Origin of the sequence: Microbulbifer agarilyticus S89 (assembly GCF_000220505.1) — a bacterium.
Lineage (GTDB): Bacteria > Pseudomonadota > Gammaproteobacteria > Pseudomonadales > Cellvibrionaceae > Microbulbifer > Microbulbifer agarilyticus_B.
In genome coordinates this window covers 50239-70902 of sequence record NZ_AFPJ01000009.1, presented here as the reverse complement: position 1 = coordinate 70902, position 20664 = coordinate 50239, and the positions used below count along the sequence as shown (strand labels likewise).

Genomic DNA, 20664 nt, shown 5'->3' with positions numbered 1-20664 from the left:
CAGCCGACGCCATAAATAGCGAATTTGGTAACACTACCCAATAAGTTTAAGTGATTTTTATGACCTGGTTTCCCCTGCAAATTTCCCTCGAGCAGTCATTGCTGGCCGGAGGCCTGATCCTGGTGTTGCTGCTGCTCGTATTCTTGGGGGGCAGGGCCGGCAGATCGCGTCTGATCAGTCATTATCACGCCCAGCAAGCCGAGCTACAGGTCCAGCAGGCCCAAGCGCAGGTGTTGCAGGAGCGAGAAGCTCAGCTTCAGCGGGAAATACAGCAGCTGCGTGATGAACTAGCGCAGAAGTCGCAACAGCTGGTGCGACATCAGGTACTGGTGGAGAAGGGCGAGGCGGCTCTCGCAGAGCAAAAACAGCAGCTGGAGCAGACTCGGGCGAGCATGACCCAGCAGTTCGAAAACCTCGCAAATCGCATTTTCGAGGAAAAACAGCAGGCCTTCCAGCGCCGCAGTGAAGACAGCCTGCGTAAAAGCCTGGATCCGCTGGAGCGCCAGCTGGGCGATTTTCGCAAGCGTGTCGAGCACGTGTATGACCGGGAGAATTCAGAGCGCAATAGCCTGTTGGGCCAGATCAAGGCGCTGCGCGAGCAGACCCAGCGTATTAGCGATGAAGCGCTGAACCTGACTTCTGCACTGAAAGGCGACCGCAAGATCCAGGGGAACTGGGGTGAAGTGGTACTCGAGCGCTTGCTGGAGGAGTCGGGGCTGCAAAAAGGCCGCGAGTATGAAACCCAGGTCAGCTTTAGTGCGGATGGCCGCCGTCGCCAGCCGGACGTAATCGTACGCCTGCCAGAGAACAAGGACCTGATCATTGATTCCAAGGTCTCACTGGTGGATTACGAACGCTACGCGTCGGCCGAGACCGACGAAGAGCGCACCCAGGCGCTCAAGCAGCATGTGAACTCGCTGCGGGCGCATATTACCGGCTTGAACAAAAAGGCCTATGAACAACTGGAGGGCGTGCGCACCCTCGATTTCGTATTTATTTTTGTGCCCATTGAGGCGGCCTACATGCTCGCGATGCAGGCAGACCCGGAAATGTTCCGCTTTGCCTACGAGCGCCAGATTGTACTGGTCAGCCCGACGACGTTAATGGCAACCCTGCGCACGGTGGAGAATATCTGGCGCTACGAAAAGCAGAACAAGAACGCAGAAAAGATTGCCGATGAGGCGGGCAAGCTGCACGACCAGTTTGCCCTGGTATTGGAGTCGTTGGATAACCTCGGTAGCCGTATCCGCCAGGCCGATGAGGCCTATCAGGAAACCTATAAGCGGCTCGCCACTGGCCGTGGCAATGCGGTGAAGCGCATCGATAGCTTGCGCAAACTGGGCGCCAAGACGCGCAAGCAGATTGCCGCCGATCTGCGGGAAAAGGCGGAAGACAGCCACAAACTGCCCGCATTGGATTCGGAAAAGAAACTCGCGCAACCGACTGCCGAGGAAGTGGAATAAGTCTTGGACGCCGTCGCTGAAACCTTTTCGTTTGCGCTCTCTGTTACTGCGCCTATTTTCCTGACCCTGCTGGTGGGCTACGCGCTGGCACGCGCAAAGCTGCTCAGCAACTCTTTTGTCGATGATGCGTCGCGGCTGGTGTTTTTGATTACCTTGCCGGCCCTGTTGTTTTTCAATATTTTCGGCTCCGATGCCAATCCGACGAACGAATGGCCTCTGCTGCTGGCGGGCTTGCTGGGAACCGTACTAACCGTCCCGCTTGCGTGGCTGTGCGCGCGACCACTGGAGTACGGGGACCGCAGTGCGTTTATCCAGGGTGCTTTTCGCGGAAACCTGGGGATTATCGGTCTGGCATGGGCCGTAAATGCCTATGGACAATCGGGGCTGGCGCAGGCCGCGTTACTGATGGCGGTGATCACGATCTTTTATAATATTGCGGCAGTCGCCCTGTTTGCGGTGTATTCGCAAAAGGCGAAGTTTAGCTGGCGAAAGCTGGCCATCGACGTCGCACGCAATCCGCTGATTGTGGCCATCGTTTCAGCGCTAGTGGCCAAAGCCATAGGGCTAAAGCTGCCGCAAATGGTGGTTCAAACCGGAGAGTACCTTGCGTCAGTCACGCTGCCATTGGCACTGCTGTGTATTGGCGCGTCGCTGGATCTGAGCATGTTGCGCCGCAGTTCCTTTGGCGCGGTGGTCGCCAGTGCATTCAAATTGCTTGTGGTCCCCGTGGTGTTGGTTACCATTGGCTGGATGTTCGGCCTGGATAGTCAGTCCATGGCAATCCTGTTTTTGCTCGCAGCCGCGCCAACAGCTTCGGCTTCTTTTATCATGGCGCGGGCATTGGGCGGAAACAGCCAGCTGGCCGCCAATATTATTGCGATCAGTACACTCTTTTCTATTGTTACCGCCAGTCTTGGACTGGCCCTGTTAAAGGTAAACCTCCCATGACTGAAGTTCCCGCGTGGATTCTGGTAATTGCCGGGCTGATTATTCTCATTCTCTCTGCGGTAGCGACTTACTACTGTCTGGAGCTGCGCGCTGCGCGCAAACGGCAGGTCCAACAATTGGCAGATCTCGAGGCAGCAGCTGAGGCACAGCGCGAGCGGGTAAACAACAGTATCCAGATTATTGCCAAAACCCTGCTGGAAGAGGGCGTGGGGCTGACTGAAGCTTCTATCCGTATCCGCGTCCTGCTGGACTCCTTGCAGGTGGATGCGTCGGTAAAAGAGGAGTTTGTGGCTTTCTACCAAATCGCGGATAAAACCAGTCACATACCCATTCTTGCTGAATGGAAAAAGCTCTCCCCGAAGGAGCGCTTCGCGTACGAGAAAGAAATGTTCAATGTGGAGCAGGAGTTGGGCGATTTTGCCCTGGACGCGGCCAAGCGCATTCTCGGCAGGAGTTTTTAACTACTTAATTTGGGGGCGGCCTGTCACCATCACCGCCCCGGACTGGCGCGCTGCGTACTGCTTACTTCCGAACGAGCAATACGCCAGATTCTGTATGATCGGTGTAGGGGAACTGATCAAAGATCGCAAATCGCTCGATGCGATGGGTTTTGGTAAGTTCCGCCAGGTTTTCCAATTGTGTCTCCGGGTTGCAGGAGATGTATAAAATCCGCGGAAAACGGACAATCATCGCACAGGTATCCTGATCCAGGCCCGCCCGGGGTGGGTCCACCAGCACCGTAGAGAAATCATAACTGTCCAGGTCGAAGTCCTTGAGGCGGCGGAAAGGGCGCAGCTTGTCGATCGCCTGGGTAAATTCCTCACTGGACAAGCGCAGTATCGCCAGATTGTCTACGCCGTTTGCGGCGATGTTTTCCTGCGCTGCATTCACAGACACCTTGGAAATCTCCGTCGCCAACGCCTTGCGAAAGTGCGACGCCAGAGGGATGGTGAAATTACCATTGCCGCAGTAGAGTTCCAGTAAATCGCCGCTGGCTTGCTCTGCCCCTGGCTGGGGGCAACAGCTTTTTGCCCAGCTGATCATTGAACGACAAATCTCGCCATTGGGCTGGGTGAAACTGCCTTCCACTTGTTTGTACTGGAATACGCGTCCGTCAATGTCCAGCTTTTCAATCACATAGTCGCGTTCGAGTACCAGTTTCTGTTTGCGTGAGCGCCCCAACACGGGTACACCCAGCAGCTCTTGAAGCGCGCGCGCCTCTGATTCCCATTCATCCCCCAGGGGCTTGTGATAAATCAGCGTGATCAGCGCGTCACCGCTCAATGTTGTCAGGAACTCGGTACAGAACAGGCGTTTGCGCAGTATTTCACTGGCGTTAATGGCATCGAGCAACGGCGGCATCAGTTCATTGATCCGGCGCGAGCCGACGGTAAACTCCTGAATCACAAACGGCTTTTTGTACTCGCCCTGTTTGTACATGGCGTAATCCACGCGCCCACCATCTTGCCACATCTTGAATTCCGCGCGCAGGCGGTAGTGGCTGGGCGGGGAAGGAAAGACTTCCGGTGCCAGCTCCGTATAGGGCGTATAGGCCTCCCGCAGCCGGGCCACTTTCTGGTCCAGTTGCTGTTGGTATTCGTCGGTATTTACGCGGTGAAGTGCCATGGGATCAGCCGTACAATTACAGGTTTGAGTGTGTTCAAATTTGGGGCGCGGATTATAACGGAAACCCCAAGTCGATGTGAGATGGCTTGGAGACAGGAGTATTTATGGCAACAGGACAGCTGGAGATTGTAGTGCGGGGGCAGGGGCTGCACGAGTTCACCCGCGAGGTAGAGGGGTGGCTGTCCAGTCAGTCCGCTGGTGGCGATGGCTTGTGCACGCTGTTTATTCAACATACCTCGGCCAGCCTGCTGATTCAGGAAAACGCCGACCCGAGTGCCCGAGTTGACCTTGAAAACTGGCTGAACCGACTGGTGCCGGAAAACGACCCGCTCTATACGCACACGCTGGAGGGTCCGGACGACATGCCTGCGCATATCAAGGCCGCATTAACGGCATCCAGCCTGAGTATCCCGGTCATCGATGGACACCTCGCGTTGGGCACCTGGCAGGGCATCTATCTTACACATTAGTTGGAGTGTTGACAAAACGACACCTTAGAGTAACTATACCTGACATTATGATAATCGGTCAGGTAAACGGCTATGGCATATCTCCAAGAGTACTCGGCACAGCCATATAGCCGTCGTGGCTGTGAATGGACACCCAGCGAATCTAGAAGGCCTGAGACCAAATTCACAATATTTTGGTCTGACGGAGAGCTCTGGATGGAGGCTCACCGCTACCTTTCCGAAAGAAGAGCAAAGGCTCCAACTATTCGTAGCAACGCCTATGACCTGAAGGCTTATGCTGATTGGCTAGAGGATAATGGCCTCCATTGGCTGCACTTCCCAATCAGAAGGGAAGATCGATGCTTGGACCGTTTTAGGGGATATCTAATAAATTCTTCGAATGGGGTGAGCGCAGTTCCATCCAGAAGAATGAATGCTGTCGTGAATTTCTATAAGTGGGCGAAGGCAAAAGGGCTAATCGACAAGCAGCTGAAAATGTGGGAGGACCAGCAAGTTGCGGTTACGTTCTTTAATGCGACTGGCTTTCAGCGAACGGTGGGGGTTTGGACCACTGATCTAAGGATTCCCCATCGAAAAGCAAACGTCACTACTGTAGAAGGGGGGCTTTGGCCACTTTCTGTCGAGGATCGTGATTCGTTGCTGAACTACTTGAAGCGTAATGCAAGCGATCAGAATACCGTTCTGCATGCAATGTTCGCGCTGGGCTTCTTTACAGGTGCACGAATTGGATCAATAAGGACGATCCGTATTGAGAATCTGAAGAATGCTACTCCGGATCCCGTAGATCCTGGAATCATGCTTGTCGCTGCCGGCCCCGGTACTGGTATCGACACCAAATATGATGTTGCTGGTTATCTTCGCTTTCTTAGGCCTGTATATAATTTCATTGTTGAGTATGCGGAAACCAATATCACTCGACTTGAGCGGCAGGCGAAGGCGATAAAGAAAAACAAATCTTTAGTTTTTCTTACCAAGGACGGAAAGCCATATAGCGAAGGAAGCATTAATACAGCTATTTCTGATCTTCGAAAGGCATTGCTGAAAGCTGGCTTGACCCAGTTCCATGATCTGAAATTTCATCAATCCCGGGCAACTTTTGGTACAGAGCTGGCACGAGAGTGGATGGCGTACGGTGACGAGGTTGATGCGATTGATTACGTTCGAGATTGGCTGATGCATAAAAATGAAAGCACGACTTGGAAATATATTAAGTTCTTAAAGAAATCTAAGGCGGCGAGGAAAGCCAACAAAGCATTCGTTGACCAATTTTTGGGGCCTAATTTTCGCGGTAAGGAAGAGTAACGTGGAAAGTCCCGATCATCTAAAGATTAAGAACATTGAAGGCTCGTGGGCCAATCTCAGTCGTTGGTTAATCAGTGGGGGCGCAGCGACTGATTCCAGGTGGTTCTATCGCGATGTGACGGCGAAGATATGGCAGACCGCTATTAAAGAACGATTACCTTTTGTTGAGGCTGCTACAGATCACTTTAATCATGAGGTAACGCGCGGGACTTCAGAGTCATCTATATACACCTATGTAAATGACATGAATAATTTCATGAAGTGGATTGATGAGAACAAAGTACAGATCTCCTTGGATGACAACACACTCGAAAAAATATTTCTAGCGTATGATGAGTTCTGCTATCTGAGGGCATGGGGCAACAAAAAGATAAAACCGATAACAGCATACAAAGCAGTTTTTAATGTTGCTCAGTCACTTTCTAAGATTTTGGAGAGACCTGCTCACGCGGAACTAAAATACCTTTCTAGGACGATCAAAGCGTATTCGGCCCCTCGTAAAACTTCTGTCAGTCCTGCGGCCGAGAAACAGCATTTATCGAGCTCGCAGTTACTTGGCTATTATTGTGTGGATATTTCTGACTCTATATCAATTGAATCTATTTATGGGCAACTACCATTAGCTGTTAATACGATAAATCTTGATGGCGCACCTCATGAGATCAAGATGCCTTTGGGGTTGATAAATATGCTCAATTACAAGGGAAAACGCAAGTCGGAATCTGCTAGAACTCTTTGCAAGCCAACAGAGAAAATCGATAAATTTCGTGGAAGCTTGATAAGAATTCGGATCCTTGCTGAGCTTGTAATATTCGTATATCAAACCGGAATGAGCGTATCGCAAATCCTGCAGATAGAACGAAAAAGATTCTCTTATAAGTTACAGGGGAATAATGACTGGTTGGTCACATGTTATAAAGGTAGAAAGCAAGGCCCGATAAAGTTTACTATTTATAAGGACTATAAAAAGCGATTAAAAAATTTAATTAAATTTGTTGATCATTTTTTCCCGGATAAGCTTGAACTATTTCCGGTCTCCTATAAGAGCTCAAAAGGTAGGGGTTCTGTAGCCTACAAGACTTTAACGTCTCAGTTGAGACGCGATGGTATTCCCTGGGTTCCTCCAAGAATAACTCGAAATACTCGCGCGAATTTCCTAAATCGTATGACTGGAGATTCAGATCTTAGTGCTGAAATGAATCAGCACACAAGAGAGGTGTTTAGGCGGGATTATAATAGACCTTCGCAACATAGAGCCATGGCTGCATTGACGAAATTTTGGCCTGAGCAGCCGGTTAGCTTGATAAATAGTGGTTGTGGCGCGCAACCCGAATCTTGCGCAGATAAGCCGTTGGAAGTGATAGCTCCCAATTGTGTCAACGAATCTGGTTGCTTGTGGTGCACTAGTCATCGTGATATCGAGTCGGAGGATTATGTTTGGTCGTTGGCAACATTTAGGCACCTGAAGCTGATTGAGGCTGCTCAACCTGTAAAACGTGAAATTCCTGCTGACCTGGTTGTCGCGCGATTATCGGAAAAGATAGAAGCTTTCAAGGAGCTAAATCACGCTTCAAAGAAGTGGGTTTCCGAGGCTCTAATGCGTATTGAAGAGGGTTGTTATCACTCAACTTGGAAAAATGTGATTAATTTTTGGGAGTCCTGATGGAAGCTCTTTCACTTCGTTTTTGCGGTTCTCACGGGCTATCCTTAGACGCTTCAAAGCTTTGCAATTACAAACCTGTTACCTTTCCTCCAGCAAGTGATTTTTACGTTTCTGTAGATGCAAATGGTAGGGCGCTTTCAAGATATTCGGATGACCATTGGGATTTCAGCGCATATGGCACGAGAGGTTTCGACTTTCGCGCGCAAGGGCTTACTCAAAGGAATAATGAGCTACTCAAGAATCTGACATTTCTGTTCTTGTATCACATGCCATTATTTCCGGGGAAGATCAAATCACTAAAGGGCACGTTTGTACTGCTCAGTAAACTTTGTAAGTTTTCTGATTCCAATGAAATTACTGTAGATCAGCTTTATCGGTTTCCGCGACTTGCAAGTGATGTTATTGGATGCTTTAGTCCTGCACAACAAGTTAGACTGGTTCACGCTCTAAATCGGTTGTTGAGAGTGGAAGACGTTCTGGGTTGGAAAATTGCTGACGTCGCATTTATAGAAGAGTTGACCAGGCTCCAAGTCCCTCATATTCCGACGCAGAATGCTTACATACCTCCACGAATTTGGATGTCGCTAATTCGATCAACCGAGCTTGTTATGGATGACTTTGAAAAGCATCAGGATGATTTCGGAAATGCTTGGAGATGGATATATGATGCTTATCGACATAACATTGAAAATGGCTACACACAAAAGAGTCCTTTTATAGACCCAGGGCGAAATACCAGTGTCAAGGGGAGAATGAAGCCGACGCGACCTCCCAGGCGGGTTTACCCTGGAGGCGCGAACGCGTTTTTTGAGTTTCACGGTTTAGCGGAGCTTCTGAATTACTGGGTTGGCTACATACCAAACCAACAGCATGATCTACATGCATTTTCCGCGTACGCGAGTCTCGTGCGAGATTGTGCGTTCACGTTTATTCTGGCTCACAGTATTCAACGGGCCGGTGAAGGCTTGTCCTTGCGTTCAGATTGTTTCGTTGTGGACCAGGATCCCACCTTGGGTAAGGTGGCATTAATCGTGGGGGAGAGCACCAAGACGGACCAGGATAGTGACGCCCGCTGGGTTGTGCCGATGATAGTTGAGAGGGCCGTAAAAATTCTCAATTTCCTCGCTCGTTTGCGGATGGATACTACTTTCAAAAACGTTGCCCCAGATACTCAGAGAAATCCTTACCTTATGACAGGAAAGATAGAGCACTGGGGCTCCGGTACGAGCGCTATCAATGTAACCCAGTGGGGGTTGGGTAAGCTAGTAGAGCTAAACCCAGTTACATTTAATCCGCAAAGCCTCATCATTACGGAAGAGGACTACAAGATTGCCTACCAACTTACGCCGAAACTAGCAGAGAAATCGTGGTTCAAAGTCGGTAGTGTCTGGTCATTTAATGCCCATCAATTAAGGCGCACACTGGCCGTAAACCTTTTTAGCTCAAATGTGCCAGCATCAGTTATCCAGTGGCTAATGAAGCATAAAACTGTTCACCAAAGTTACTACTATGGTCGTAACTACACTCGCTTAAAAGTAAACGCCAATGCAGAACAAGCCGTAATTTTAGAAAGTTATAGAACCGCTGTGCGAAATCTAATCGAAATCGCCAAGAACACTCTGGACGACAGCGTTCATCCAACCGGGAAGAATCTAATTGCTACAGATACGCTCAGGCTTATTGAGAAGCGCGACTTCGAAAGGCTGGAGGCGCTCGCGAAGAAAGGTGAAATTGCAGCAAGGCCCACCCTTCTTGGTTTTTGCATGACCCAAAGTTGTGAATACGGTGGGGTGGAGTCAGCGGTGCATTGCGCTGGCGTTGATGGCAAGGGCCCTTGTAAAGATGCGGTGTTTTCGAAGAGGAACGACAAGCGATTGAAAGCTTTGTACGATAACAATGCTAAAGAGCTCAAAAATCTTGTAGAAAACTCCCCTAGGCACTCAAAACTGAAAGCTGAGAATGAAGCTATCGAGGTTTACTTATATGCCACGGCCTAAGAGTGTTGAATCAGAGATGCGGGCTGCGTTTGAACGGCTCAAACGCGACGAGCCAAATACCCTTCCTAAAGGCACGCCGGTTTCATTGTCCAATGTGGCGAAAGAGGCGGGAATGCAGCCTGTGAGTTTAAGAAAGGATAGATATCCCGAACTGCACATAGAGATTTCCGCCTACGCTGAGATTAATTCTAAACCTTCAGGTAAAGTTAAAGCCAAAAAATCCAGAGAGTCTGACGCTAAGCGTATCAATCGCCTGAAGGCACAGAACGAAAAGCTGTTAAATATTGTCAACTCGCTAACCAGGTTGAACGAAGAGCTGGAGCGGGAGAATGATCTGCTTAGAGAAAGAAAAGTAACTCGATTGGGGCGTGAATAGGTCCATTGCGAATGTGCTCAGGTAGAGCACCATCCCATCTGTAAATTTGCCTGTAGATGATTTAGGAGTAGGCCACGGTTAGACTGATTGTCGCCAAACAAGGTCAGTCCCTAAAGGAGCCCCCTGTGTCAGGATAGATGTGTGTGCCGCAGCATTGTGGATCAATCGGCAGGAGCCAGTTGTGAAGCAAGAGAAGCTGCTGAAGTGATGGAGGAACCGACCCTCCGGAGTCTGCCTGCAGGGGCTGGCTCCAAACCACCCTCAAGCGGCATTGGCTGAAGACCGTTGTCGTGAGCGTTGAGGGAGAAGGCGTGCCCACGTGGTGCGTCAGGTATGAATCGAGAAGGCGAGTACAAGCGAACCATCGTTCAGGTGTCGTTACTGATTACATGACATCAAAACCGGGGGCCACATCTATCCCCGGGATAAGTCCATCGGATAGCCTGCTTACTGGGTGGACGGTGTCCGGCATAGAGATGGCGCGAGCTCGATTTGGGCGCTTTAGCGGAACTGCGGGAACTCGGTACCGTGATGTTAAGGAAGAAAGTCAAGTGAAGAAAAGCAAGACTGAGAGTACCAATGCACGGTCCGAGGACGGACTGACTCGTAGTAGCGTAGATGCTCCTGTAATGGGAGCGGAGCGAAGGTGTCAGGTTGCTTCAGTCGAGTCACGGGCCAACTCCCTCGGGAGGATGAACCGGTGACATCGGCGAAACCCTTTGTTATCTCAAAACGCCTGGTGTGGGAGGCATACCGGCGCGTAAAGGCCAATCGAGGAGCCGCAGGAATTGATGGCCAGTCGATCAAGGATTTTGATTGCGACCAGAGCAGGAACCTCTACCGGATATGGAATCGGATGTCGTCGGGAAGCTACTTTCCCCCGGCGGTCAAAGCAGTACCGATTCCGAAGAAAACGGGAGGGGAGCGGATTCTCGGAGTGCCGACGGTCAGTGACAGGATTGCACAGACGGTCGTCACCTTGTTACTGGAGCCGATACTAGAGCCTGTCTTCCATGACGACTCTTACGGCTACCGGCCCGGGAAGTCAGCACATGATGCACTCTCGGCGACGCGCAAACGTTGCTGGGAGCGTGATTGGGTGCTGGAGTACGACATCCGCGGCTTGTTCGATAACATCAATCACGGTTTGCTCTTGAAAGCACTTCGTCATCACTGTGACGAACGATGGGTACTGCTCTACGTGGAGCGCTGGCTAACGGCTCCAATGCAGGGAAAAGATGGGATTCGAGCGTCGCGAACTGTGGGTACGCCGCAAGGCGGTCCGCTATCTCCGGTGCTCGCAAATCTGTTTCTACACTATGCATTGGATCGTTGGTTATCGGTAAACCACCCCGACACTCCCTTCTGCCGTTACGCTGATGATGGCATCTTGCACTGCCGAAGCGAGGCTGAGGCGAACTGGCTGCGTGAGCAGTTAGCCACACGCCTTCGTGACTGCGGCTTGGAGATGCACCCGGAAAAGACTCGGGTGGTGTACTGCAAGGACAGCAGGCGAACGGAAACACACGAGTGTGTCACTTTTGACTTTCTCGGCTATACGTTCCGGCCGAGACGCATTGTGGATAAGCGTGGGAAGGTTCGCACAGGCTTCACGCCGGCGGTCAGTCGCACAGCTATGACTGCGATGCGTCAGTCAATACGGCGGGGGCATCTTTCACTGCGTAGTGAGTTATCACTGGGCGATCTCGCCCGGTTGACAGCACCTCGCGTACGAGGATGGATTAGATACTACTGTCGTTTCCGAGGCTCGGAGTTTCAACCTGTTGCGGATTATATCGACAAGGTTATCGTCCGTTGGGCCATGAGAAAATATAAGCGCCTGCGCGGCCACAAAACCAGAGCATTTGCCTGGCTTGATCGTGTGAAGCGGAGTTACCCCGGTTTGTTCGTACATTGGTGCGCACGCGGGGCGTTCTCGGTTGAAGTAATGGGAGCCCGGTGAGCCGAGAGGTTCACGCCGGGTTCTGAGAGCAGCTGAGGGGGCAGTTCCCTCGGCTGACTCACCGTGTGCCGCAGCATTGCGGATCAATCGGCAGGAGCCAGTTGTGAAGCAAGAGAAGCTGCTGAAGTGATGGAGGAATCGACCCTCCGGAGTCTGCCTGCAGGGGCCGGCTTCAAACTACCCTCAAGCGGCATTGGCTGAAGACCGTTGTCGTGAGCATTGAGGGAGAGGGCGTGCCCACGTGGTGCGTCAAGTATGAATCGAGAAGGCGAGTACAAGCGAACCATCGTTCAGGCGTCGTTACTAATTACATGACATCAAAACCGGGGGCCACATCTAACCCGGGATAAGTCCATCGGATAGCCTGCTTACTGGGTGGACGGTGTCCGGCATGGCGAAAAAAAGGGTAAGCGTAAGTAATCTTCCTTCTTCACTTCATGGGCAGCAGCTCGCATGTAGTTGTGCGTAAGCGCAGCGTGCTGCTAGCGCAGGTGTCTCATTTCAACCCGCTAGTAAACCCAAGCCACTTTTAGGTCGGCAATCATTCGCAGCGATGTTGTCTGCAGGTATTTTTCCAGTACGATCCCGAACCACATAGTGGTCGGAACCTAAATAGGGCTCGCCGGCAATAATCTGGCCGAGAATACGAAGCTCTAAACAAAACCCAGAATGTAGTGGCACACTAAATTACAGGGCGGAATTTGGTTGGAACTACGGGTGTGACGGGGACATTGGAAACTCATTGACACAAACCAAAGCCAACCGCTCGCCTTGCGCTCCACGGTAGGTGTCCAGAAAGTGGCAGTTGCCCACGGCGACCGGCTTGGGTACGAAATTGTGGCCGAGGTAGAGTGCCTCGATGCCGCTGATCTGGAAGGGGGCAAGTGTTTCTGGTTTGGCCAGGTCAATTGTGTCCAGGCGCTCAAGAAATAGTCGTTTGTATTCGACCAGGGTGCGCTTCGCATCGCCTAGGCCGAGTAGGCACCTGTACAGCTGGCGCGCCAGGGAGCGATCCCATAGGAACTGCTCTGCGGCGCTCGCCATTCGCTCGTCCTCTTCAAGTGATGCGCCAGCTGACCAGGCTTCTTCGATAGCGGCCAGGGCACGCTGCGTCCGTGACCAGCTGCCGCCGAGAACGTTGGCGTGGATTAGCCCGATGCGTCGGCTGCCGGTATCCAGTTCAATGGCCCAAGGCCAGTGCCTGACCTGGTTCACTAGGTGCTGCCGCTGATCCAGTGGCAAAGTGTAGAACCATTCACCGCCGTTGGTGCGATGCTTGGCTGCGGTTTCGGGGTTCTCAAACCCGGCGATCATCATCGCTTCATGATTGCCAGAAACACTGAAAAAGGTATGTTGATCAATCATTTCGAGCAGGGCTTCGCTATCAGGGCCTCGGTCCACTAGATCTCCGAGGCAGAACAATCGGTCGAGAGATGTGTCGAAGGCGACCTCCTGCAATTGCGCATGTAGTTGCTGCAAGTGGCCGTGCACATCGCCGACGACAAAGTCTCGGCCTACAAGATTCCTGTCTACGTTGAGAAACATACTCATGAGAAATTTGCGCGGTTGATTGAAGACAGAGAGTCTCCGCTTTCGATAACCCTCAAACGAGCGACATTGAGACGAATAATAGCGATCTGCCGCATTTATAGTAAGTAGTTGCAATTGTCAGTAGGTTTTGGCCATTTGTGGCGATAATCGTTTACGAATGAAATTCCCGGAAATGTTTATTGATCTCAAGTAATTTCTTGATAAGTCTGAACCTTGGTATGTGGCATCAACCGGAAGATCAAAGTCTTGCCTTTTGTCGTGCACTCTTACTGCAGAATAGACAACTTCCAGCTCCTGCGGGGCCAAGCTGATAGTTACCGATTTCTGATCACTCACATTTGATCTGGGCGTAATCTCGACTGAGCTTACTTGGCCATGAGGTTTTGAAAGAAATGATTTTATAGTGGCGGTATTTGGAATGTCATTTTCAATTCTTTCTGCGTACTCCATTAACGTTGGTTCCGCTGGGAAATACATATACCCAATTTCATTACGGCCGCCATAGGAGCGCAGAATTCTTCCGAGTATTTGCCGGAAGTACAGTTCGGTTTTGACACGGGTTAAATGACAGCATACTTGAAGACGAGGTATGTTTGTTCCCTCACTGATCATTCCAACCGATATGATCCACTTTCTATCCGATTTTTTGAAGTCGCGGATCGTAGATAAGGAATTTTCACTTTTGTGCGTTACGATGTCGGCATGCTCACCTAACTCACTGGCAAGAATTGCGTGTATCTCCTCGGCGTGGGCAATCGATGTGGCTACTATTAATCCACCTGAATTTGGCGTTTTCCTCCGCAATGAGTCCAATTTCTGACTCGCCTGATTCAGGCAGTATAAAATTAAGTCTCGACTTTCTAATAGCTCCTGATAGGTGCAATCAGATTCGGTAAGTAAACTTCTGAAAGATCGGAACTGCTCGCGGTCATCATCGCGTTGAAACTGAACTTGATTGTTGTCAATAGCCGTCATAACTGGTGTACGGCACACACTATCCAAAATCGCTTCACTGAGGCCGTATTGGTAATCACAGCGAACCATGTGATTTTCATCGCTATAGTTCGCTAGGACTATGGGCAGCTGGTCGGATCGCCAAGGGGTTCCGGTGAGCGCCAACGTATAAGACGCACGCCCTTGTATATGGGTGATAATTTTTTCACCCCAGGCGTTTGATTGCTCAACAGTGTTACCCGCACAATGATGGATTTCATCAAAGATTACGAAGACTCTGTAGTGGTCGAATAGGGCCCAAAATCGGTCACCGAGATTACGTAGTGACTGGTATGTCAGTGAAGACCCGGAAGACCCAATCAATCCGTCAACGCGTTTTCCGGTAATCTGCTCCAGCTCACACCTAAAATCCTCAGCCACTACCACAGAAGGGGAAAAGCAAATTACTAGGTCGATTAAATCCGAGTCAAACAAATGATTGGCCAGAGTGGATGCCATCACTGTTTTCCCCGCACCAGGAGTTGCCAAGCACAAGAAATGTGTCATGCCCGCACTGTAATGCTCGAGCGCTTTTGAAATGCACTCGGACTGCCATTTTCGTAATTGCATTAATTATGATCGCTTTACTTCAGTGAGGACGGCCTCGATAGCTTTGACTCGCCCCTGAGTTCTAGAAAAATGGTCACGCGCACGGTCGTAGAGCGCTTGAATCTGATTCATTTTCTCCGGTGCTGTTTTGCTTAATTCCTCATATTCTTCGACTTCCCCAATTGCCTCCAAGAGCTCGACTTTGTACTCATGTAGTTTTCCTTCAAGTATCGAGAGGAAATTGTCACTTGGGGCATTGGATTCACGTGTTGAGACCGTGCTGCTATCCGTCTCGGAGAAGACGCGGTGGAAATCTGCAGTGAGCTGATACTGTTTGGTTCGTGCAGATGTCGAGGAGGTACCCACAACTAACTCATCGACTTCCAAAGCTTTGACGGTCCGGGCAACGATTTGACTCGCGGCGCGCTTGGTGGGACTAGTGCAGCGAGGTGACGCAAAGTAGGCCTGAGTAAGTGCTGGGCAAGTGAAAGTGTCATACCTTCCCGAAACCAACAAGTCGAGTATTTCAGGCTTAATGTTTGATGGAGTCATGGGGGGGGGTAATAGGATTGATCGTTAAATATACAGCTGGGGCGGCGGCGCTTAGGATTCCTAAGTATACCGGATGGCCATATACTTAGACAATCTAAGTCCCTGAGAACTCGAAGATGCTCGTATTTTGCCCAATTCCTCTCCCATCCCGTTGCGCCTGCTCCAAGCGCGCACCGCGAAAGGTGTCAGCCAAAAGGAGCTGGGTATTCGCTTGGGCATTGAGCCGGGCTCGGCCAGTAGCCGCATGACGCATTATGAAAAGGGGCGTCATAGCCCTGATTACCAGATGCTCAAAAGAATCGGCAAAGAGCTGGATGTGCCGGTGGCGTACTTTTTCTGTGAATCGAATGTCTTGGCGGAACTGATTTGTAAAATCGATAAGCTGCCTAAAAAGCGACAGCTTGCGCTTTTGAAGCAGCTAAATACCCCGAGCCAAGTGGAGTGATTTCTCCGGTCCATTAAAGGGGGAGGAGGGTATCCGGCTAATTTTGATTTGTTCAAGTTGTAGCTAATTGACTGGAGAGGGTTGTTTTAGTTTTTCGGGCAGAGTTGCGGGGAATTTGCTCATGCTGACCAATATAGGCTACCCAATTCAGGTGTAGAGTATCCCTACAAACCATTTATTTGGATTGAATCGGTGGCATTAGGTTTCTCGGAAAGCCTCAAGAGTCAATGACGCATCAACCGCAACCCATTGAAAACGACGAGCAGGGTGGCCCCCATATCGGCGAATACGGCCAGCCACATGGAGGCGTGTCCGGTGAAGGCGAGTACGAGAAATACCGCTTTAATCCCCAGGGCCAGGATAATGTTCTGCTGAAGTATACGGGCAGTGCGCTGGGATAAGCGGATAAAAGAAGAGATTTTACCGAGGTTATCGTCCATCAGCGCAACGTCGGCGGTTTCGATGGCTGTGTCGGTGCCCGCTGCTCCCATGGCGAAGCCAATATCCGCCCGTGCAAGTGCTGGGGCATCATTGATGCCATCACCAACCATGCCGGTATGGCCGTGCTCCGTCAGGGCTGTGATTTGACGTAGTTTGTCTTCGGGCAGCAGGTTGCCCTGGGCACGGTCTATGCCGACCTGGGTGGCAATGGCCTTGGCGGTATGTGGGTTATCGCCGGTGAGCATCATCGTTTTTATACCCAGATCATGAAGCTCATCAATTGCCTGACGGCTGGATTCTTTAACCGTATCGGCCACGGCAAACAACGCGCGCACCCCGTTTTCGCCGACCAGCATGATGACGGTTTTCCCTTCAGACTCCAGCTCTTCCAGGCGCTCTTCAAGTTCCGGGGTGCAAACGCCCAGCTCTTCAACAAGCCGGTGGTTTCCTAGGTGAAATTCAGTGCCACCGATCTCGCCCTTCACGCCACGCCCTGGCAAGGCAGCAAAATTTTCCACTTCTCTCAATGGAACCTTGTCGGCCTGCGCGGCTTTGGCGACTGCCATAGAAACCGGGTGATCTGACCGGGAGGCGAGGCTGGCAGCCAGCGATTGTACTTCGTGGGCGTCTTCGCCGGACCAAGCCTCAAAGTCAGTTTGTGCGGGTTCGCCGCGGGTAATGGTTCCTGTTTTATCCAGCGCCAGCCAACGTAGTCGCCGACCATTTTCCAGGTAAACGCCGCCTTTGATCAGGATGCCTTGGCGTGCGGCAGCCGCTAGACCGCTAACGATAGTAACCGGCGTGGCGATTACCAGCGCGCAGGGGCAGGCGATTACCAGTAACACCAGGGCCCGATATACCCACTCCATCCATGCGCCGCCGAAGAGCAAAGGGGGGATGATTGCGGTTGCCAGTGCTACCGCGAATACTAGGGGGGTGTACCAGCGCGCAAACTGATCAACAAAGCGTTGTGTCGGTGCTCGACTACCTTGTGCAGATTCCACGGCGTGGATGATCCTGGCGAGGGTGGAGCTATCTGCGGCGGCGGTTACTTGGTACTCGAGAGCGCCAGATTCGTTGATACTGCCGGCAAAGAGGTTGTCGCCCACGGCTTTTTCAACCGGTAAGCTCTCACCTGTAATTGGTGCTTGATTGACGGCAGACTGCCCTTTGAGCACTTCACCATCGAGGGCAATTCGCTCCCCTGGCCGCACCCGTACCCGGCTGCCGACAGCCACCTGTTTGGCCTGTATCTCTTGCCAGTTCCCATCTTCACCCTGGACTGTTGCGGACTCCGGCGCCAACGCCAGCAGTTCCCTTATTGCGTTGCGCGCCCGGTCCAGAGATTTGGCCTCAATTAGCTCCGCCAAGGTAAATAGCACCATGACCATGGCAGCTTCCGGCCAGTGGCCGATCAGCAGCGCGCCGGTGACGGCAATGGACATGAGGGCATTCATGTTCAGGTTGCGATTCTTGAGCGCAATCCAGCCCTTCTTGTAGGTCTTGAGCCCACCGCCAGCAATAGCGACAAGGGCCAGTAGCATCACCAGCCAATTGTTACCCCCTTGTATCCAGTACACCAATTCCGAGGCCAGGGCTGCCACGGCCGCTGCACCCAGGCCCCACCAGTTGGTGGCTGTCTCTGGAGGCGCGGTATTCGTGTCGGCCGCAACCGCCAGCCGCGTATCCAGATCCAGAGGCTCCAATGCCTTGAGCAGCTCTGGTTGTAATCCCTGGGCATGGCCTACCAGCAGTGTTCGCTGCACCAGGTTGAAGTCGAGCTGGTATATCCCCTCAATACCGGACAGCTTGCTTCGAATCAGGCTTTCTTCGGTGGGGCAGTCCATTTTGGAGATGGACAATAGTGTCGACTCACCGCCTGTGCCCGGCTCAACTGGGGGATTTTGGCTGTTGGCGGGATCGACCGTGTTTGCACAGTCGCAGGGGGTTTCCGGATTGCGGTCGTCCATGGTGGGCTCCTAGGTGGTAGTTCAGTCCGTTGATCGATTAGAATCCCTGTAGCCACTATAGAGTCAAGAGAGAGTCGAGAGGCTTGTATATGCGCTACAGAATTGGAGAGGTCGCTAGACTTTCTGACTGTAAAGTCGAGACAGTGCGATTCTATGAACAGATGGGGTTGTTGCCGGTTCCGGCGCGATCAAGTGGCAATTTTCGTCTTTACAATGAATCACAGCTTGGACAACTGCGATTCATTCGACACTGCCGTTCCCTAGATATACCACTGGAGGATATCCGCCGCCTTCTCGTTTCCCAGAAACATCCCGAAGAAAACTGTGCCGATATCAATCAGCTTATCGATGAGCAGATTGATCGCGTGGAATCTCGCATGCAATCACTTCAGCAGCTGAGGAAGCAGTTGGTGGAATTGCGCAGCCAGTGTTCGGGGAAAATGCCAACCAGTTCTTGCGGGATACTACAGGGGCTCTCTGACTGCGCGTGCCACTACCCAGCAGAGAGATAGGCCACAGATCAGCGTTAGAAAAAGGCTGGGGTTGGAAGTCCCGCCCGTATCCTGTTAGATTGTCGGTCACATTTTGGATTCAAGTACCCGTTCGTCACAATGAACTTCATCCGCATTTGCTATTTTCTGATCGCTCTGCTGGTTTGCCAGACCGCAGTGGCGTTCTATGATGGCCATGAAGAACGGCAAGATATTACTCAGCATGTACCGTTGCACCATCAAGATGGGACCGACGGTAATATCCACCTGGACGAACACACCTCCTTCGAGCACCCGCAACCGGACACCGTCCAGGATTGCCATCACTGCTGTCACTGCCACGGCTCTGCCTGTGCGTACATGCTGGTTAACGCTGCCCAGTGGCTAAATTCCGGTGCGCAACAATTCCGTATTACTTTCCAAGTGGCTTTTGCAGAAGGCCATTTCTCCGCGTTTTTCCGCCCTCCCATAGCCTGAGTTTCGCCTAAAAATCGTGTGCACGCTTGTTTGAGCGTGCTGCTGGTGATGTGTCTCAGGAGATTTCAATGTTTTCTTTTATGGTGCGCCCCAAGGGTGCGCTCTACCGGTGCGTGGCGATTATCGCCAGCGTATCAGCATCCCTATGGATGCCACTAACGCATGCGTTAGATGCCACACCAATGGGGACCGGCTCGGTTCTCAATCTTGAGCAGGCTGTCCGCTGGACCTTGGAACAAAACCCCGAACTGCAGGTATTCGAGTTTCGGGGCCTCGCGCTAGACGGCGAGGCACAGACTGCAAACCTGCGGCCGCCATTAGAAGTCGGTGCCGAACTGGAGAACTTCGCTGGTAGCGGGGGGGCTAGTGAGGCCGAGCTGACAGTGTCCTTGTCTTCAGTGATTGAACTCGGTGGTAAGCGCCGGGAACGCGTGGCGGCCGTCGGCGCCAGTCGTGATTATCTCGACATGCAGCGGCAGGTCGAAGCGCTGAACCTGATCGGCGAAGTCACCAGGCGCTATGTAGAAGTACTTGCCGCACAGGAGCGGCTGACGCTTGCCCTGGATGCGGTAACGCTGGCTCAGGATACGTTGAGCGCGGTACAGCGGCGAGTGAAGGCTGCAGCAACACCGGAGGCAGAGGGGTTGCGTGCAACTGCCGCGCTGATGCGTGCGCGACTGGCAAAACAGTCAGCAGAACAGCAATTGCAGTACTACAAAAACGCGCTGGCGGCGCTCTGGGGAGACACTCAAGCGACGTTCACTCTGGACAGCCATGTTCTCTATCGCTTTGGAGCACAGGTGGACTTTGCCGATCTGTACAACCGAGCCAAAAACAATCCGGCCATTGAGCAATTTGCGAGTGAGGAGCGGCTGCGAGAAGCGGAGTTACGGCTGGCAGAAACCCAATCCCGCGCCGATATCGGCTGGTCCGTGGGTGTGCGCCGTTCCCGGGAAATTGACGAGACCACACTGGTGGCCGGCTTCAATCTTCCGCTGTTTTCGGGGCGGCGTAACACCGGCGCCATTACCGCGGCTATGGCAAAGCGCGACGAGGTTGCGTACAGGCGTGAAGCGGCTCTGCTCAAACTGCACACGCAACTTTACGGTGCCGTCACTAACCGACAGCAGGCGGTAATTGCCGCGCGTACGTTGGGGCAGGATGTAGTGCCGACAATGAATCAGGCGTTGCAACAGGTAGAGCGGGCATATCGTCGCGGTCGATACAGCTATCTGGAGTGGGCTGCCGCCCGTGAGGATTTGATCGCTGCACGGCGTGCGCAGATCGAAGCCGCTGCCGCCGTACTGCGCTACGGCGCCGAAATCGAACAGCTAACCGCCGAGCCGCTACTGCCGGCGCAATACGATTACAGCAAATAATTTTTGAG

The 20664-nt window shown here is 52.0% G+C and carries 18 protein-coding genes; 12 read left to right on the top strand and 6 right to left on the bottom strand.

From position 1 onward, the window contains the following. Positions 1 to 59: 59 nt before the first annotated feature. The 3 genes from rmuC to AS89_RS0102850 are packed head-to-tail and all read left to right on the top strand — an operon-like array spanning position 60 to position 2872. Positions 60 to 1463: a DNA recombination protein RmuC gene (rmuC, locus tag AS89_RS0102860; protein ID WP_033229870.1), complete on the top strand. Its 1404-nt coding sequence runs from the start codon at positions 60 to 62 to the stop codon at positions 1461 to 1463. 3 nt (positions 1464 to 1466) lie between these two features. Next, the gene (locus AS89_RS0102855; RefSeq protein WP_010130811.1) at positions 1467 to 2411 is read left to right on the top strand and encodes an AEC family transporter; all 945 of its coding nucleotides are present in this window, start codon (positions 1467 to 1469) and stop codon (positions 2409 to 2411) included. Continuing rightward, on the top strand, positions 2408 to 2872 hold the full coding sequence (locus AS89_RS0102850; protein WP_010130809.1) for a DUF2489 domain-containing protein: 465 nt from the start codon (positions 2408 to 2410) through the stop codon (positions 2870 to 2872). The genes AS89_RS0102855 and AS89_RS0102850 overlap by 4 nt, the downstream gene beginning before the upstream one ends. A gap of 61 nt (positions 2873 to 2933) precedes the next feature. Here the strand turns inward: AS89_RS0102850 and trmA are convergent, their stop codons facing one another. Next, positions 2934 to 4037: a tRNA (uridine(54)-C5)-methyltransferase TrmA gene (gene trmA, locus AS89_RS0102845; RefSeq protein ID WP_010130808.1), complete on the bottom strand. Its 1104-nt coding sequence runs from the start codon at positions 4035 to 4037 to the stop codon at positions 2934 to 2936. A gap of 104 nt (positions 4038 to 4141) precedes the next feature. Here trmA and AS89_RS0102840 point away from each other — a divergent pair, with 104 nt between their 5' ends. From AS89_RS0102840 to ltrA, 6 genes are all read left to right on the top strand, one after another. Beyond that, positions 4142 to 4507, top strand: coding sequence for a secondary thiamine-phosphate synthase enzyme YjbQ (locus AS89_RS0102840; protein WP_010130806.1), 366 nt, complete (start codon positions 4142 to 4144; stop codon positions 4505 to 4507). A 195-nt stretch (positions 4508 to 4702) separates the two neighbouring features. Next, a complete protein-coding gene (locus tag AS89_RS16775) occupies positions 4703 to 5809 on the top strand; it encodes a tyrosine-type recombinase/integrase (protein WP_237709618.1) in 1107 nt (368 codons plus the stop codon). Position 5810: 1 nt separating this feature from the next. After that, positions 5811 to 7472, top strand: a complete 1662-nt coding sequence (locus AS89_RS0102830) for a hypothetical protein (RefSeq protein ID WP_010130804.1) — start codon at positions 5811 to 5813, stop codon at positions 7470 to 7472. After that, the gene (locus AS89_RS0102825) at positions 7472 to 9469 is read left to right on the top strand and encodes a tyrosine-type recombinase/integrase (protein ID WP_010130803.1); all 1998 of its coding nucleotides are present in this window, start codon (positions 7472 to 7474) and stop codon (positions 9467 to 9469) included. Before AS89_RS0102830 ends, AS89_RS0102825 begins: the two co-directional genes overlap by 1 nt. After that, positions 9456 to 9845: a hypothetical protein gene (locus tag AS89_RS18100; RefSeq protein WP_010130802.1), complete on the top strand. Its 390-nt coding sequence runs from the start codon at positions 9456 to 9458 to the stop codon at positions 9843 to 9845. Before AS89_RS0102825 ends, AS89_RS18100 begins: the two co-directional genes overlap by 14 nt. Before the next feature lie 700 nt (positions 9846 to 10545). After that, on the top strand, positions 10546 to 11808 hold the full coding sequence (ltrA, locus tag AS89_RS0102815; RefSeq protein ID WP_010130801.1) for a group II intron reverse transcriptase/maturase: 1263 nt from the start codon (positions 10546 to 10548) through the stop codon (positions 11806 to 11808). A gap of 711 nt (positions 11809 to 12519) precedes the next feature. Here ltrA and AS89_RS18095 read toward each other — a convergent pair. The 3 genes from AS89_RS18095 to AS89_RS18090 all read right to left on the bottom strand — a co-directional run bounded on the left by AS89_RS18095 (position 12520) and on the right by AS89_RS18090 (position 15288). Beyond that, on the bottom strand, positions 12520 to 13359 hold the full coding sequence (locus tag AS89_RS18095; RefSeq protein WP_081475656.1) for a metallophosphoesterase: 840 nt from the start codon (positions 13357 to 13359) through the stop codon (positions 12520 to 12522). A gap of 117 nt (positions 13360 to 13476) precedes the next feature. Next, on the bottom strand, positions 13477 to 14922 hold the full coding sequence (locus AS89_RS0102805) for a DEAD/DEAH box helicase (RefSeq protein ID WP_029249737.1): 1446 nt from the start codon (positions 14920 to 14922) through the stop codon (positions 13477 to 13479). A 3-nt stretch (positions 14923 to 14925) separates the two neighbouring features. After that, positions 14926 to 15288: a hypothetical protein gene (locus AS89_RS18090; RefSeq protein ID WP_138976358.1), complete on the bottom strand. Its 363-nt coding sequence runs from the start codon at positions 15286 to 15288 to the stop codon at positions 14926 to 14928. A gap of 292 nt (positions 15289 to 15580) precedes the next feature. Here AS89_RS18090 and AS89_RS0102795 point away from each other — a divergent pair, with 292 nt between their 5' ends. Continuing rightward, complete coding sequence (locus AS89_RS0102795; RefSeq protein WP_010130797.1) at positions 15581 to 15898, top strand: helix-turn-helix domain-containing protein; 318 nt, start codon at positions 15581 to 15583, stop codon at positions 15896 to 15898. A 224-nt stretch (positions 15899 to 16122) separates the two neighbouring features. Here AS89_RS0102795 and AS89_RS0102790 read toward each other — a convergent pair whose 3' ends face one another. After that, positions 16123 to 18309: a heavy metal translocating P-type ATPase gene (locus tag AS89_RS0102790; protein WP_010130795.1), complete on the bottom strand. Its 2187-nt coding sequence runs from the start codon at positions 18307 to 18309 to the stop codon at positions 16123 to 16125. An 89-nt stretch (positions 18310 to 18398) separates the two neighbouring features. On the opposite strand from AS89_RS0102790, the gene cadR reads away from it, so the two are divergent. After that, on the top strand, positions 18399 to 18821 hold the full coding sequence (cadR, locus tag AS89_RS18375; protein WP_010130794.1) for a Cd(II)/Pb(II)-responsive transcriptional regulator: 423 nt from the start codon (positions 18399 to 18401) through the stop codon (positions 18819 to 18821). 66 nt (positions 18822 to 18887) lie between these two features. On the opposite strand, the gene AS89_RS0102780 is transcribed toward cadR, so the two are convergent. Beyond that, the gene (locus AS89_RS0102780; RefSeq protein WP_138976357.1) at positions 18888 to 19142 is read right to left on the bottom strand and encodes a hypothetical protein; all 255 of its coding nucleotides are present in this window, start codon (positions 19140 to 19142) and stop codon (positions 18888 to 18890) included. 203 nt (positions 19143 to 19345) lie between these two features. Between AS89_RS0102780 and AS89_RS0102775 the strand changes: the two genes are divergently transcribed. Beyond that, positions 19346 to 20656, top strand: coding sequence for a TolC family protein (locus AS89_RS0102775; RefSeq protein ID WP_010130792.1), 1311 nt, complete (start codon positions 19346 to 19348; stop codon positions 20654 to 20656). Positions 20657 to 20664: the final 8 nt, after the last annotated feature.

Excerpts from the sequence above, each read along its gene's own strand:
- rmuC (WP_033229870.1), top strand. The coding sequence starts at position 60 with ATGACCTGGTTTCCCCTGCAAATTTCCCTCGAGCAGTCATTGCTGGCC.
- AS89_RS0102805 (WP_029249737.1), bottom strand. The coding sequence starts at position 14,922 with ATGCAATTACGAAAATGGCAGTCCGAGTGCATTTCAAAAGCGCTCGAG.
- AS89_RS0102790 (WP_010130795.1), bottom strand. The coding sequence starts at position 18,309 with ATGGACGACCGCAATCCGGAAACCCCCTGCGACTGTGCAAACACGGTC.
- AS89_RS0102850 (WP_010130809.1), top strand. The coding sequence starts at position 2,408 with ATGACTGAAGTTCCCGCGTGGATTCTGGTAATTGCCGGGCTGATTATT.
- AS89_RS0102775 (WP_010130792.1), top strand. The coding sequence starts at position 19,346 with ATGTTTTCTTTTATGGTGCGCCCCAAGGGTGCGCTCTACCGGTGCGTG.
- cadR (WP_010130794.1), top strand. The coding sequence starts at position 18,399 with ATGCGCTACAGAATTGGAGAGGTCGCTAGACTTTCTGACTGTAAAGTC.
- AS89_RS0102825 (WP_010130803.1), top strand. The coding sequence starts at position 7,472 with ATGGAAGCTCTTTCACTTCGTTTTTGCGGTTCTCACGGGCTATCCTTA.
- AS89_RS0102840 (WP_010130806.1), top strand. The coding sequence starts at position 4,142 with ATGGCAACAGGACAGCTGGAGATTGTAGTGCGGGGGCAGGGGCTGCAC.
- AS89_RS16775 (WP_237709618.1), top strand. The coding sequence starts at position 4,703 with ATGGAGGCTCACCGCTACCTTTCCGAAAGAAGAGCAAAGGCTCCAACT.
- trmA (WP_010130808.1), bottom strand. The coding sequence starts at position 4,037 with ATGGCACTTCACCGCGTAAATACCGACGAATACCAACAGCAACTGGAC.
- AS89_RS18100 (WP_010130802.1), top strand. The coding sequence starts at position 9,456 with ATGCCACGGCCTAAGAGTGTTGAATCAGAGATGCGGGCTGCGTTTGAA.
- AS89_RS18095 (WP_081475656.1), bottom strand. The coding sequence starts at position 13,359 with ATGAGTATGTTTCTCAACGTAGACAGGAATCTTGTAGGCCGAGACTTT.